This window comes from Formosa sp. S-31 (genome assembly GCF_051172795.1).
Lineage (GTDB): Bacteria > Bacteroidota > Bacteroidia > Flavobacteriales > Flavobacteriaceae > Formosa.
In genome coordinates this window covers 111548-127429 of record NZ_JAENDK010000004.1, presented here as the reverse complement: position 1 = coordinate 127429, position 15882 = coordinate 111548, and the positions used below count along the sequence as shown (strand labels likewise).

General features: G+C 37.6%; 12 protein-coding genes. 6 read left to right on the top strand and 6 right to left on the bottom strand.

Going from position 1 to position 15882, the window contains the following annotated elements:
- Positions 1 to 4 precede the first annotated feature (4 nt).
- The 5 genes from I3217_RS06280 to I3217_RS06260 all read left to right on the top strand — a co-directional run bounded on the left by I3217_RS06280 (position 5) and on the right by I3217_RS06260 (position 8608).
- Positions 5 to 1171, top strand: a complete 1167-nt coding sequence (locus I3217_RS06280) for an efflux RND transporter periplasmic adaptor subunit (RefSeq protein ID WP_435048902.1) — start codon at positions 5 to 7, stop codon at positions 1169 to 1171.
- Positions 1172 to 1181: 10 nt separating this feature from the next.
- A complete protein-coding gene (locus I3217_RS06275; protein WP_435048901.1) occupies positions 1182 to 4664 on the top strand; it encodes an efflux RND transporter permease subunit in 3483 nt (1160 codons plus the stop codon).
- A 106-nt stretch (positions 4665 to 4770) separates the two neighbouring features.
- Entirely contained in the window at positions 4771 to 6525 is a 1755-nt protein-coding gene (gene aspS, locus I3217_RS06270; RefSeq protein WP_435048900.1) for an aspartate--tRNA ligase, read from the top strand.
- Between the two features lie 45 nt (positions 6526 to 6570).
- Positions 6571 to 8358, top strand: coding sequence for a chloride channel protein (locus tag I3217_RS06265; protein WP_435048899.1), 1788 nt, complete (start codon positions 6571 to 6573; stop codon positions 8356 to 8358).
- 10 nt (positions 8359 to 8368) lie between these two features.
- Positions 8369 to 8608 (top strand): hypothetical protein, encoded by a 240-nt coding sequence (locus I3217_RS06260; RefSeq protein ID WP_435048898.1) that lies wholly within the window; start codon positions 8369 to 8371, stop codon positions 8606 to 8608.
- On the opposite strand, the gene I3217_RS06255 is transcribed toward I3217_RS06260, so the two are convergent.
- Positions 8605 to 9054: a nucleoside deaminase gene (locus I3217_RS06255; protein WP_435048897.1), complete on the bottom strand. Its 450-nt coding sequence runs from the start codon at positions 9052 to 9054 to the stop codon at positions 8605 to 8607. The genes I3217_RS06260 and I3217_RS06255 overlap by 4 nt on opposite strands.
- Before the next feature lie 40 nt (positions 9055 to 9094).
- Between I3217_RS06255 and dxs the strand changes: the two genes are divergently transcribed.
- Positions 9095 to 10873, top strand: a complete 1779-nt coding sequence (gene dxs / locus I3217_RS06250; protein WP_435048896.1) for a 1-deoxy-D-xylulose-5-phosphate synthase — start codon at positions 9095 to 9097, stop codon at positions 10871 to 10873.
- Between the two features lie 79 nt (positions 10874 to 10952).
- Here the strand turns inward: dxs and I3217_RS06245 are convergent, their stop codons facing one another.
- From I3217_RS06245 to I3217_RS06225, 5 genes are all read right to left on the bottom strand, one after another.
- Entirely contained in the window at positions 10953 to 11387 is a 435-nt protein-coding gene (locus I3217_RS06245; RefSeq protein WP_435049137.1) for a LexA family protein, read from the bottom strand.
- A gap of 105 nt (positions 11388 to 11492) precedes the next feature.
- A complete protein-coding gene (locus I3217_RS06240) occupies positions 11493 to 12584 on the bottom strand; it encodes an acyltransferase family protein (protein ID WP_435048895.1) in 1092 nt (363 codons plus the stop codon).
- Between the two features lie 10 nt (positions 12585 to 12594).
- Positions 12595 to 13935 carry a sugar MFS transporter gene (locus I3217_RS06235; protein WP_435048894.1) on the bottom strand — a complete coding sequence of 447 codons (1341 nt, stop codon included), beginning with the start codon at positions 13933 to 13935 and terminating at the stop codon, positions 12595 to 12597.
- Positions 13936 to 13976: 41 nt separating this feature from the next.
- Positions 13977 to 14696 carry a LytR/AlgR family response regulator transcription factor gene (locus I3217_RS06230; protein WP_435048893.1) on the bottom strand — a complete coding sequence of 240 codons (720 nt, stop codon included), beginning with the start codon at positions 14694 to 14696 and terminating at the stop codon, positions 13977 to 13979.
- On the bottom strand, positions 14693 to 15733 hold the full coding sequence (locus tag I3217_RS06225) for a sensor histidine kinase (RefSeq protein ID WP_435048892.1): 1041 nt from the start codon (positions 15731 to 15733) through the stop codon (positions 14693 to 14695). Before I3217_RS06225 ends, I3217_RS06230 begins: the two co-directional genes overlap by 4 nt.
- Between the last annotated feature and the right edge of the window lie 149 nt (positions 15734 to 15882).

The following is a 15882-nucleotide window of genomic DNA, read 5'->3' as shown; positions in this document are numbered from 1 at the left end:
TTCCATGAAACATATATTTACAATAGCAACTATATCCTGTCTTTTAATTGCATGCAGCAGCAAGGAAAAATCTTTAGACGAAGTTTTACAGGAAGGTAACCTGGAACAGATAAGAGAACGACGCGACAAAATTGAAACTGAACAAATTGCTATTAGCGAACAGTTAAAGCGTATTGATGAAAAACTGGACGAGCTGGACACCACTAAAAAACTACCTTTAGTGACTACTGTAATTGCCAGTAAAGAAAACTTTACACATTATCTGGAAGTACAGGGTAGTGTACAAACCAAGCAAAACATTGTAATTCATCCTGAAGTTTCCGGGATCCTGACTAAAATTTTCGTTAAAGAGGGACAAAGTGTTAGCAAAGGACAATTATTAGCAAAAATTGACGATGGAGGTTTAGAGCAACAGGTTGCCCAGATGGAAATCCAGCTGGCATTGGCAAAAACCACTTTCGAACGCCAGAAACGTTTATGGGATCAGCAGATAGGTAGCGAAATTCAATTCCTTCAAGCTAAATCAACCTACGAAGCCCAGGAGCAATCTGTAAACCAGTTAAAAACGCAATTGGCAAAAACCAATATAATAGCTCCTTTTAACGGCGTAATAGACGATATTATTACAGACGAAGGTAGCGTAGTAATGCCGGGACAATCTCAGCTTATTCGTATAGTAAACCTAAAAGACATGTATATAGAGACCGAAGTTCCGGAAAGCTACATTACAGATGTTGTGGCTGGAAAAAACGTTTTGGTGGAATTCCCGGTTTTAGGCACAACTATAGAAACTAAGGTACGCCAAGCCAGTAATTACATCAATCCGGCAAACAGAACATTTAAAGTAGAAGTTCCTGTTCCAAACAAATCGGGTAATGTAAAACCTAACCTTACAGCCAAATTAAAAATTAACGACTATTCCAGCGAAGAGGCCATTTTAATTCCGTTAAGCATCATTTCTGAAAACGCAAATGGAGAACAATATATCTATGTTGTAAAAAACAAGAACAGCGAAAACGAAGCTACCGCAGAACGTGTAATTATTAAAACCGGAAAAACTCAGGGCGATATTATAGAAGTATTAAGCGGAATAGAAAACGGGGCTGAAATTATTAAAGAAGGCGCTCGAAGTGTAAGAAGCGGACAAACTATAAAAGTGATAAAATATTAATCCCGACCTTATGACAAAACAAAAAAAACAAATAGATAAGGAATTTGGCATGTCGTCGTGGGCCATACATAATAAAACCACGATTTATGTGCTAATGATTCTGGTGCTCTTTTTAGGGGTTTCTGCATACTACAGTATGCCTCGAGAAAATTTCCCTGAGGTAAAAGAAACAAAAATTTATGTTAGCTCGCTATATCCGGGAAACACCGCAGAGGATATTGAGAAATTAATTACAGATCCTTTAGAAGACCGCTTAAAAACAATAAGTAATGTCGTAGAAATTACATCGACCTCTCAGGAAGATTACTCGATGATTATTGTTGAATTTGATGAAAAAATTTCTGTAGATCAGGCAAAGCAAAAAGTAAAAGATGAAATAGATTCTGAAACTGCCGGAGAAGACTGGCCTACTTTTAACGGAGCCAAAGTTGAGCCTTCCGCTTTCGATTTAAATCTTTCGGAAGAAATGCCTATTCTTAACATTAATATCTCCGGAGATTACCCGGTAACCAAACTTAAAGAATTTGGAGAATACTTACAGGACGAAATTGAAGACCTGCAGGAAATAAAACAGGTTGACATTCGAGGTGCTCAGGAAAAGGAGGTTGAAGTTGCTGTAGACATCTTTAAAATGATGGCTGCCCAGGTAAGCTTCGACGATGTTATTAATGCCATAAAAGGAGGTAATGTTACCATGTCTGCAGGAAACTTAATTTCCAGTGGACAGCGTAGAACTATTCGTATACTAGGCGAAATTGACGATCCGAAACAACTGAACAACTTCGTTATTAAATCGGAACACAACAATCCAATTTACCTAAAAGATATCGCCAAGGTAACGTTCAAAGAGAAAGACAGAACCACTTATGCCCGCGAATTTGGTCATCGCGTTGTGATGCTGGACGTAAAAAAACGCGCCGGAAAGAACATGGTAAATGCAGCTGAACAAATTCAGCAAATCGTAAAAGACACTAAAGAAAATGTTTTTCCTAAAGATCTTACAGTTACTATAGCTAACGACCAGTCATCGGTAACCATTGGCCAGGTAGACGATTTGGTAAACAACATTATATTCGGTATAATACTGGTTGTGACTGTTTTAATGTTCTTCTTAGGCTTTAAAAATGCATTGTTTGTTGGTTTTGCTATTCCAATGTCTATGTTTATGTCTTTAATGATTCTGAATCTATTAGGTTATACTTTAAACACCATGATACTCTTCGGACTTATTATGGGACTGGGAATGCTGGTAGACAATGGTATTGTAGTTGTGGAAAACGTGTACCGTTTAATGGACGAAGAAGGCATGTCTCGTAAAGAAGCTGCTAAAATGGGTATTGGAGAAATTGCTTTTCCAATTATCATTTCTACTGCTACAACAGTAGCAGCGTTTATTCCGCTAGGGATGTGGCCGGGTGTTATGGGAGAATTCATGATGTTACTACCTATAACCCTGTCTACTGTTCTGGGATCATCTTTATTTGTTGCTATTTTCTTTAATTCTGTTCTGGTGTCACAATTCATGACCACAGAAGATAAAGACATGCCACTAAAAAACATCATTGCTATTACAGGAATTATTTCTGTATTTGGTATTATCATTTTAATATTTGGTGGTGCTTACCGTGGCTTAGGTGGCCTAATGATATTCACAGCTATACTACTCTGGATTTACAGACTGTTTTTAAGAAAACTAGCAAACACCTTCCAGAACAACTTACTGGTTAAGCTCGAAAACTTATACGAGCTCACCTTAAGATTAGCTTTGAGTAAAAAATGGCCGGCTTTTGTCACTATTACTACATTTGCCATGTTAATTATAGCGTTTATGGCTTTTGGAGCCTCTCTACAGTCGCAACGTACCAAAGTGGAGTTTTTCCCGGATAATAAACCAAACCAGATTATTGTTTACATTGAATATCCGGAAGGTACCGACATCGAGAAAACCAATGCTATTACCAAGGAAATTGAGAAAAAAGTGTATGCCGTTATCGACAACGAAATATACAAAGACGGTGATTATAACTTTTTAGTGGAAAGTGCAGTGTCTCAGGTTGGTGAAGGTGCCGGAAATCCGCAAACCGATGGTGGTTCTTCGGCAGAAATGCCACATAAAGCAAAAATTACAGCTTCTATGAGAGAGTTTAAATACCGTCGCGGAGCAGATAGTGAGGTTTTACGTCAAAAAGTACAAACAGCTTTGGTGGGTATCTATCCGGGAGTATTAATTTCGGTTGAAAAAGACCAGAATGGTCCACCGGCAGGATCTCCAATTAATATTGAAATTGAAGGTGATGATTACGCAGAACTGATCAGTATTGCCGAAGACATGCGTAACTTTATTAACGAAAAGAACATTGCTGGTATCGACGAATTAAAGATCGACGTTAACAAGGCAAAACCAGCCATGCAGGTTGTAGTAGATCGTGAAAAAGCTGGAGAACTTGGGGTAAGTGCTAGTCAGGTCGGTCAGCAGTTACGTAACTCTATTTTTGGTAGTAAAGCAGGCGTTTATAAAGAAGGAGGAGACGACTTCGATATTTATGTCCGTTTTAATGAAGATAACAGATACAACACCAGCGCAATTTTTAACCAGACTATTACCTTTAGAGACATGGCCTCCGGACAAATTAAGGAAATACCTGTATCGGCAGTAGCGAAGCAAAACAATACCTCTGGATTTAACGCAATTAAACACAAGGACACCAGACGTGTAGTTACCGTGTATTCTGCTTTATCCCCGGGATATACCGATGCTGGAGCCATAGTTACTCAAATTCAGAGAGAGATGAAGACATTTAAAGATCTTCCTCAAAATATTAAAATAGACTACACCGGACAGATTGAAGAACAAAACAAACAAATGGCCTTTTTGGTTAGCGCGTTCTTTATTGGTTTAGGTTTAATTTTCTTCATTTTAATTTTCCAGTTTAACTCCATTTCAAAACCCGGAATTATAATGCTTGCCATCTTCCTTAGTTTTATTGGTGTATTTGGTGGTCTTGTAATTACCGGAGACGCCTTCGTAATTATGATGACCATGATGGGAATTATATCCTTAGCAGGTATCGTGGTAAATAATGGTGTGGTGCTTTTAGATTACGCTCAGTTGTTAATAGACAGAAAGAAAAATAATCTAGATCTGGACGAGGACGATTACTTAGAGAAAAACGAATTATTAGAGTCTATAGTTAAAGCGGGGAAAGCGCGTTTAAGACCCGTATTACTTACGGCAATAACAACAATTTTAGGACTTATACCTCTTGCAATTGGTTTAAACATTAACTTTTTTACTCTGGTTAGCGATTTTAATCCTAACATTTACATCGGAGGAGATAACGTAGTATTCTGGGGTCCATTGGCCTGGACCGTAATTTATGGTTTATTTATTGCTACATTCCTTACGCTTATCGTGGTACCGGTATTTTTCTTCCTGATAACACAATTTAAAATGTGGTTAGCCCAAAAGCGCATTACGCGTGTGGCAACATAACGAAAACCTTATAATTTAAAGAATAAAAAATCCGGAGTATAATGCTCCGGATTTTTTGTTTTATAATCATTTAACTTCCTTAAATTTGCACAGCAAAAAATTAGATATGTATAGAAGTCACAATTGTGGTGAGCTAAGAGCATCACACATCAATACCGAGGTAACACTTTCTGGTTGGGTACAAAAGGTTCGCGATAAAGGATTTATGATTTGGGTAGACCTTCGCGATCGCTACGGCATAACACAACTTATTTTTGACGCCGAGCGCACGCCAAAAGCCATTATGGACCAGGCCCAGAAATTAGGTCGTGAATTTGTTATTCAGGTTAAAGGAACTGTAATTGAACGTGCTTCTAAAAACCCGAATATTGCAACCGGGGATATCGAAATTTTAGTATCCGAATTATCAATTTTAAACAGTGCGGTTTTACCGCCTTTTACTATTGAAGATGAAACCGATGGTGGAGAAGAATTACGTATGAAATATCGCTATCTGGATATCCGTCGTAATCCTGTAAAAAACAGTTTAATTTTCCGTCATAAAGTAACTCAGGAAGTTAGAAACTACTTATCTAAAGAAGGCTTTATTGAAGTTGAAACGCCATATTTAATAAAATCTACGCCAGAAGGTGCCCGTGATTTCGTTGTACCATCGCGTATGAACGAAGGGCAATTCTACGCTTTACCACAATCGCCACAAACCTTTAAGCAATTGCTTATGGTTGGTGGTATGGACAAATACTTCCAGATCGTAAAATGTTTTAGAGACGAAGATTTACGTGCCGACAGACAGCCGGAGTTTACACAAATAGACTGCGAAATGGCCTTTGTTGAGCAGGAAGATATTTTAAATGCTTTTGAAGGACTTACACGCCACTTGTTAAAAGAAGTAAACGGTGTAGAGATTGATGAGTTCCCAAGAATGTTATACGATGACGCTATGCGTTTATATGGTAACGATAAACCAGACATCCGTTTCGGAATGGAATTTGGAGAACTAAATGCAGTAGCTCAGCATAAAGACTTCAAAGTATTTAACGATGCCGAATTAGTTGTAGGTATTGCAGTACCAGGCGGTAATGCATACACCAGAAAAGAAATAGACAAATTAATCGACTGGGTTAAACGACCACAGGTTGGGGCTTTAGGTATGGTTTACTGTCGTTGTAACGAAGACGGCACATTTAAATCGTCTGTAGATAAATTCTATAACGAAGAAGATTTAGCTAAATGGGCAGAAGTTACCGGAGCTAAGGCTGGTGATTTAATTTGCATTCTATCCGGAGCCACAAATAAAGTACGTGCTCAATTAAGTGCCTTACGTATGGAACTTGCAGAGCGTTTAGGATTAAGAGATCCTAAAGTATTTGCGCCGTTATGGGTCATGGACTTCCCGCTTTTAGAATGGGACGAAGAAACTGAGCGTTACCACGCCATGCACCACCCATTTACATCTCCTAAACCAGGACAACTGGAATTATTAGAGACCAATCCGGGAGAAGTAAAAGCTAATGCTTACGATTTAGTATTAAACGGAAACGAAATCGGTGGTGGTTCTATCAGAATTCACGATAAGAAAACACAGTCTTTAATGTTCGATTATTTAGGGTTTACTCCGGAAGAAGCTAAAGCGCAGTTCGGGTTCCTTATGAATGCCTTCGAATACGGAGCACCTCCTCACGGTGGATTAGCATTTGGTTTAGATCGACTGGTAGCTATCCTTGGCGGACAGGAAACTATTCGTGATTTTATTGCCTTCCCTAAAAACAATTCAGGACGAGACGTCATGATAGATGCTCCTGCTCCTATAGACGACAGTCAACTGGAAGAATTATCCTTAAAACTGAACTTACAATCATAAAAACAAAAATCCTGCAAATGCAGGATTTTTTAGTAGCTTTATATTATGCCTAAAAATACCGTCTTAAAGCGTTTTTTGATCTGGAGAGCGAAACACATTTCGCAAAGACAATTTGTATATATCCTTAGTATCCTTTTAGGATTTACTTCTGGTTTGGGCGCAGTAACCCTAAAAAACTTAACGCACTTTATTCAGCACTTTTTAGAAGGGAATCTGGTAAAATATTACCACCATGCCTTTTATTTTGTTTTCCCTATTATCGGGTTTACACTGGTATATCTTATTATAAAATATGTTATCAGAAACAAGGTAAGTCATGGTATTCCTTCTACCTTATATGCCATTGCCAAACGCAAGGGTATAATGCGCCAATATCAAATGTTTGGGTCTATTTTAACAGCTCCAATAACTGTTGGTTTTGGAGGATCTGTAGGACTAGAGGGCCCGACGGTTGCCACAGGAGCAGCAATTGGATCTAACATTTCCAGAATGTTCCACATGAACCAGACCACAAGAAATCTTCTGGTGGGTTGTGCTGCTGCAGGAGCCATGTCATCAATATTTAAAGCACCTATTGCTGCTATTATTTTTGCGATTGAAGTCTTTAGTCTGGACTTAACCCTGGCTTCGATGCTCCCTTTACTTTTAGCATCATTGTCGGCCATCTTAACTTCGTACTTCTTTTTTGGTGACGATATCATTCTGCCTTTTAAAATAGAAGATGAATTTCACTTATCCGACGCACCTTTCTATATGATTTTAGGCGTTATCGCTGCTTTAATATCAATTTACTTTACCGAGGTATACGACCGTATTCAGAGTTTCTTCGATAAGATCAGCTCTCCTATGCGACGGGTTTTAATTGGAGGTATTGGTATTGGAATTCTGGTCTATTTTATTCCGCCGCTATATGGAGAAGGATTCGACGTTATAAACAATTTAATTGCAGGAAGCCCGGAAAAAGCCTTGGTTAATAATTTTCTGGGGCTGGATACAGATAATTTCTGGATTGTAATTATGTTACTTTGCGGATTAATTTTCTTTAAAATTATAGCCAGTGCCTTAACTTTTGGTGCCGGAGGTGTTGGGGGAATATTCGCACCTACACTTTTCATGGGTAGTTTAATGGGCCACTGTTTTGCCAAACTCATCAACTACACCGATTGGCTAAGCAAACCCATTTCTGAAAGCAACTTTACGTTAGTTGGTATGGCAGGGCTTATGGCCGGAGTATTACAAGCTCCGTTAACCGCAATATTCTTAATTGCGGAACTGACGGGAGGTTACGATTTATTTATTCCGCTCATGCTCACTGCTGCGATTTCCTTCAGTATTGCAAAATCCTTCCTGCCACACTCAGTATATACTATGGAACTGGGGAGAAAAGGCGAACTTATTACACATGATAAAGATCATGCCGTATTGACTTTAATGGATATTACCAAGATTATTGAAACCAATTTTATCCCTATTAATCCTAAAATGACTTTAGGAGAAATTGTGCATGAAGCCGTGGTAAAATCCAATAGAAATATCTTCCCCGTAATCGGTCAAAAAACCGATAAATTAGTTGGAATTATGCTGCTGGATGACATACGCCCAATTATGTTTGACCAAAGTCTTTACAAGGAAGTTCTGGCACGAGACGTGATGCAAAACCCTCCGGAGATTATCGATTTAAACACCGATAAAATGACCGATATTATGAAAAAATTCCAGGATAGCGGAGCCTGGAATCTGCCGGTAATTAAGGATGAGAGATATGTTGGATTTATTTCGAAATCCAAACTATTAACAGCCTACCGCAGACAATTAATAAACATTACCAATTAAATTCAGCCGCATGAAATATGTCATTTACACATTATTTATCGTGACTTTAGGCAGTATAATCGCTGGCTTTATTTTTGATCTGCCCTATTCTGAAAAACTTATTGGTTTTGGTGTTTTAGGGCTGTTCCTGATAGCTTTTCCTGTATTTTCTTACTACCGATGGAAAGATAAAGACCTGAAAGATTACATGCTTACGAAAGAAAACCTGAAAAAGATGAGAGAACAGGAAGGCGACGACCGAAACCTCTAATTTAAATTCCGTTTTTCTATAAAAAAGCGTTTCATTAGTTGTGCGGCTTCAGCTTCCATTATACCACCACGCATTTCGGTTTTAGGGTGCAGTTTGGTTTGCAGATTGATACAACCTCTGGCTTCATCTCTCGCGCCATAAACTATATTGGAAATCTGACTCCAGTAAAGCGCTCCCGCACACATCTGGCAAGGTTCCAGGGTAACATATAGCGTACATTTTTTAAGATACTTTCCCCCCAGATAATTGGCCGCCGCAGTAATGGCCTGCATTTCGGCATGGGCGGTAACATCATTCAGCGTTTCAGTTAAATTATGAGCCCGGGCAATTACTTTATTATCTATCACTATAACTGCCCCAACAGGAATTTCGCCTTTTTCAAAAGCTATTTCCGCCTCCTGAAGCGCTTTTTTCATAAAATAAGTATCGTCAAAAATTTTTTCCATACCGTAAAAATACAATTTCAAAACGTACATTTGTAACCGCATGAAACATTTACTTCAACAAATAAATTCGCCTGAAGATCTTCGGAAATTAACGCCCGAAGACCTACCGCTTTTAGCTAAAGAATTACGTGAATTCATCATTGAAATCGTAGCAACAAAAGAAGGCCATTTAGGTGCTAGTTTAGGAGTTGTAGAACTTACCATAGCCTTACATTATGTGTACAATACTCCGGAAGATCTTTTAATCTGGGATGTGGGCCATCAGGCTTATGTACACAAAATTTTAACCGAACGCAAGGCAAAATTTGATACTAACAGACAGCTCGATGGTTTAAGCGGATTCCCTAAACGCGACGAAAGTATTTACGATGCATTTGGAGTTGGTCATTCTTCAACCTCCATTTCAGCAGCTTTAGGAATGGCCATCGCTTCTAAATTAAAAGGCGACTTAAAAAAACAACATATCGCTGTAATTGGAGACGCCTCTATTGCAAGCGGAATGGCTTTTGAAGGCCTTAATCACGCCGGAGTAACAAAAGCTAATATTCTGGTTATTTTAAATGATAATGCCATAGGCATAGACCCGAGTGTAGGGGCCCTTAAAATGTATCTTACAAATGTTAAAAAAGGGACTCAAAAACAGGACAATATTTTTGAGGCTTTAAACTTTAATTACTCCGGTCCTATAGACGGACATGATTTACCCAGAGTAATTGAAGAATTAGAGCGCTTAAAAACTGTTCCAGGCCCAAAATTTCTACATCTTATTACCACAAAAGGAAAGGGCTTAAAACAGGCAGAAGAAGACCAGGTTAAATATCATGCACCGGGAAAATTTGACGCTAAAACCGGAGATCTTATAGTAAAAGCAAACACGGTTCAGCCACCAAAATTTCAGGATGTCTTTGGACACACTATAGTCGAATTGGCCGAATCAAACCCTAATATTATTGGAATTACGCCTGCTATGCCTACAGGAAGCTCATTAAAGTATATGATGAAAGCCTTTCCTGATCGCGCTTTTGACGTTGGTATTGCAGAACAACATGCCGTAACACTAGCCGCCGGAATGGCTACTCAGGGTCTCATTCCCTTTTGTAATGTATATTCCACCTTTTTACAGCGCGCTTACGACCAGATTATTCATGACGTCGCCATACAGAATTTACCCGTAATATTTTGTCTGGATCGCGCTGGTTTAGTAGGAGAAGACGGTGCTACCCATCATGGGGTTTTCGATTTAGCTTACCTAAGATGCGTACCAAACCTCATTGTATTTGCACCGAGAAACGAAGCAGAATTACGAAACATCCTGTATACAGCACAACTGGGAATATCCCAACCTATTGCTATACGCTATCCACGCGGAAGAGGCCGTGAAATAGACTGGAAAAAACCATTCAATAAGGTTGAACTAGGAAAAGCAGAACAACTCAAAGCAGGAAACAAAATAGCCATTTTAAGTATCGGTAGTATGGCTTATAATACTGAAAATGCCATTAGCCTACTTACACCTGAATTACAGGAACAAATTGCGCATTACGATATGCGATTTGTAAAACCACTTGACGAAAACCTACTGCATGATATTTGTAAAACATATACCCATATTCTTACTATTGAAGATCATGTGATTTCCGGTGGATTTGGAAGTGCAATAGCCGAATTTATGGCACTACACAAGTATACTACGCCATTGGAAATTTTAGGTATTCCAGATCAATTTATAGAACAAGGAAGCGTGACTGAACTTCAGCAACAACTTGGTTTAGATCCTGAAAGTTTTGCCACTTTGCTAAAACAGATTTTAACCAACTAAACTTATTATATACCTAATAAAAAATGCCGCAAATTACATTTGCGGCATTTTCTTTTCTATCTAAATTTTCATCTTAAAACTAAACGCGTTTAATCACATTAGTGACTATACCCCAGATAACAAAATCATTTTCAGAGGTAACCTGAATTGGTTCGTATTTCGGATTTTCAGGCATAAGCCAAACTTCTCCTGCTTTTACCTTTAGTCGCTTAACGGTAAATTCACCATCTAAAAAACATACTGCTATTTTACCGTCTCTAGCCTCCAGACTGCGATCAATCACCAATAAATCATTATCATCCAAACCAGCACCAATCATACTTTGCCCACTAACTCTCGCAAAAAAGGTAGCATCCTTGTTACGAACCAGTTCTTCATCCAGGGATAATTTTGTTTGATTTACATCGCCTGCGGAAACCGGAACTCCTGCTGAAATTCCAGCATCTACCAATACGGCACCCGAATTAGGTATAAATTCTGGTTTAAAAAATGTTAAACTTGGAGCAGAATGCATCATGATAATGATCTTTTAAAAATATTACAATACGATATTAAGGTTTGAAAAATAATAAATTTTATGATGCGATAATGTATCTCCATGTAATTTTCCTTTCATTCCTTAAACCTTAATAAAAATTTTCTTTTTGTATAAATAATATCCTAAACCTAAATAACCTAACACTACGGCTAAAGCATAAACTAAAGAAGACAATTTAGCAGGCATGTCATGATACACAAAACCATGCTGATATAGCCAGGAATGTATATTATAAGCATTACCTACTGGGATGACATAAAAGATTTTACTTATAAGACTGGATAAAAAATATACGGTAATTGCATTCATCCCGGCATATTTAAATACAGCTCCAAAATGCCATTGTTTTACATCTACTATAAAATAAATAACGCCAAGTATAACAGTACCAATACCAGCAGTGACCAGCACAAAACTACTATTCCAAAGCGCCTTATTTATAGGAAAAACAAAATGCCATAAGTACCCTAAAATTATTAACACCCCTCCAATTCCTAATAATTTTACAGTCTTAAACCCGCCTCGGGAATCCAAAATTTTAGCTATTAACACGCCTAAGATACAGGTGGCAATAGCAGGAAAGGTTCCCATAAAGCCTTCCGGATCGTAATCGGCCTGCCACATGTGCTTTCCAAACAACTTTAAATCGATATAATTAGACCAGTTATTCGGTGCTCTTTCAAAAGCAGGTAACGTACCGTCTGGCAAGGGCACAAACCCTAAAAACAACCAATACCCTATTAAAATAAATGCAACTATACGCGCTAAAACTTTCCACTTAAAATTAAGGTATAACCATGAGGTTATAAAAAACACAACACCAATACGCTGCAAAACACCCGGAATACGTACTGTCTCCAGAGTTTCTATAAAAGGAGGTATTGGCGTAAACAGGTTTAAAAATAGTCCTAACCCTATTAGCTTTAAACTTCTAACAGCAATTTTCCTATAGGTAAGCCTGGTGGCTATTTTATTTTTATAGGCATAATAAATCGAAATCCCTACGATAAAAAGAAAAAACGGAAAGATTAAATCTGTAGGCGTTAAACCATGCCATTCCGCATGTAATAAAGGCGTATATACACTCCCCCAGTCGCCGGGTGTATTTACAAGTATCATAGCTGCAATGGTTATACCTCGTAAAAGATCTACAGACGCTATCCGTTGTTTCATTTCTTATAACTTAGGCTGTTTTCAATCCTATTTTGCGACCATAAACGGCAAAAAACAGAATAATTAAATAACACGGAATTAAAATCCAGTACCCCGAAGTTGCCGCATTAGCCATAGCTGTAGCTTGTTCTACACCCTCAGCCAATAACTCTTCTTTTTTAGAATCGACCAAAGCGCCATACAGTGGAGGTATAATTGCACCCCCAGAAATCGCCATGATAAGAAGCGCCGAAGCCGTCTTAGTAAATTTTCCCATCCCGTTTAAAGCCAGAGGCCATATGGCCGGCCATACTAAAGCATTGGAAATCCCTAAAGCCGCTACAAAAAGCACCGAAGTAAAACCTGTGGTAAACAATACACAAAGTGCAAAAATGACCCCTAGCACAGCACTTAATTTTAAAGCCAGCACCTGACTTATATATTTTGGAATTAAAAATACACCTAGAGCATAAGTGGCGACCATAGCCATTAAGGTCATTAAAGTAAACGATTTGGCCTGCTCGCCAGGCATACCTAAAGACAGTCCGTAAGAAATAATTGTGTCTCCCGCTATAACCTCAACACCAACATAAACAAAAAGTGCCAGCACACCCAACCACAAATGTGGAAACTGAAATATACTGGTCTTCTTGGTCTGTTCATCTTTAGCTGCTGTATCATCTTCAAGCGATTCGGCTTCAACATGCGGTAACGGAGCTTTAGTGATTAGAAAAGCAAGAATGAATAAAACAACCGCCATAATAATATAAGGCATTACTACACTATCGGCCATTTCGTTAAGCAAACTATTTTTTTCTTCTAGAGAAACCGAAGCCAACTGCTCCTGAATATCATCGATTCCGGATAATAATATAGCCCCAAAAATTAAAGACCCTAGGGCTCCGGCAACTTTATTTGCAATCCCCATAATGGCAATACGCTTTGCTGCACTTTCAAGTGGTCCTAAAATAGTTATATAAGGATTAGATGCCGTTTGTAATAAAGTCATTCCCAACCCTTGAATAAAGATACCGGTAAGAAACAAACCATACGTTCTGGCTTCTGCTGCAGGAATAAAAACTAATGCTCCTATCCCCATAATAGCTAAACCTATGGACATTCCTTTTCTATAGCCTACTTTTCCAATAATAAAGGAAGCCGGCAAAGCCATTACCACGAAAGAAATATAGGAAGCCGAAGCTACGAGATAAGACTGGGCATCGGTTAATTCGTTTATCGTTTTCATGAACGGAATTAGGGCGCCGTTTATCCAGGTTACAAAACCAAAAATAAAGAACAATCCGGCAATAATAAGTATGGGCACAAAAGCACTTTGCTTCTGTACCATCTGAGCTTCTAAAGTTTTAGACATGATGATTTAGTAAATAATGATTAAAAAATTGATTGGGTTATTTAAGTTTGAATATCTTCATTTTTAAAAATGCGCTCGCGTGTAAGCTTCACATAATTCCGTCCTATCGGGATTTTCCTGTTGGCAATTTCAACCATATTACCTTCTACAGAATTTACTTTATTTATGGAGATTGTGTACGAACGATGAACACGTAAAAAATTGGATTGTGGCAATTCTTCAGAAATGGCGGTCAGGGATTTGTGCACCACATAATCGCCCAATGTGGTTATAACTTTAATATAATCCTTAAGACTTTCAATAAAAAGAATGTCGTTTAAATTTACTTTTACCAGCTTCTTCCCTACTTTTAAAAAAATGTGGGGTTCCTGCTGAAATCCGAAATCGGCCGAAGCATTGTTAACATAAACCTGCTGATATACTTTATTTATGGTTTTTAAAAAGCGATTAAACGGAATGGGTTTTACCAGATAATCAAGTACATTCAATTCAAAACTTTTTACAGCATATTCGCGATAAGCCGTGGTTATAACAATTAAGGGCTTGTAACTTAAATTTTCTATAAAAGCAAAACCACTTAGTTGCGGCATATTAATATCCAGAAATATTACATCTATTTTTTCTTGTTCTAAAATGCCGTAAGCCTTGAGTGGATTGTTAAATGTAGCCACCACTTCTATATGGTCGAAGTTCTTTAAATGATCCTCAATAACCTTTATCGCTAAAGATTCATCGTCTATTATAACACACTTAATTTTCATCGAATGGGGATTTTTAAAAACAAGTTATACAGATTGTCTACGATATTTGTCTCCAATTTATAATCGTTAGAAAATAATAAATTTAACCTACGTTTGGTGTTAGACAGTCCTATACCTTCCTGATTCGTAATATTGGACTCCGGATTAAAACTATTACTTAAGCTAAACTCCAGATATTCTTTATTTACAATTTCAAAATTCATCTTAACCTTTACATGTTCACTATCCTTTAACCCGTGTTTAAAGCAATTTTCTATAAAGGTTAAAAATAATAAAGGCGGCACTTCTACATCTTCAATATCTCCCGTAATATTCATTTCGCAATCTATGGATTCATTAAAGCGCAGTCGGGCAATATCTATAAAGTTGTTAAGGTAATTAATTTCTTCTAACAAGTCGGCCTTGGAACTGTTAACCTCATAGAGCACATACTGCATCATATCAGAAATTTTAATAACCAGTTGCGGTGCATTATCAGACTTTGTTAGGGTTAAAGCATATAAATTATTTAAGGTGTTAAAAAAGAAGTGCGGCTGAATCTGGGTGCGTAAATATTTTAATTCGGTACTTAACTGTAGTTTCGCGAGTTCTTCGTTTCGGTGTTTTTCTATACTCCAGTCGATTAACAGTTTGATAGCAGATACAAATCCTATAACATATAACTCACCTAAAACCACGGCGATAATATGGTTTAATTCTAAAAATTTCCCGGCATTTTCTGCTTCCGGCCAGATATCTTTGGTTACCAACACATAGTTTAAACCCGTTCTTACCAGATATACCAAAGCCAGCATCGATATTAAAGCCAATAAATACTGTACATAGCGTTTTCGCAATACCAGTCGGGGTATTAAATAGTACACATTGATATATACTACTATTATATGAATAGGAAACTCTACCAGATTAGACTTTACCGAATACCAGTAGTCGTTAAAGTAACTCCCCCAGCGCAATACATTAAACAAAAAATATCCAAGCCAGAACAAGACATGATACTTTACTGATATAGACTGCTTTATATTAAATTTTAACAAGGAAAAAGATTTAAGTTATCGCAATGATTAAAGCAAAACACTAATAATAATTAAGCAATTTTAATAATATATTCATTAATTAACAATTAATTTACCTAATGTTTATTTTACAAAAAACGCTTATCGAAACCTCAATGTTATTTATATGT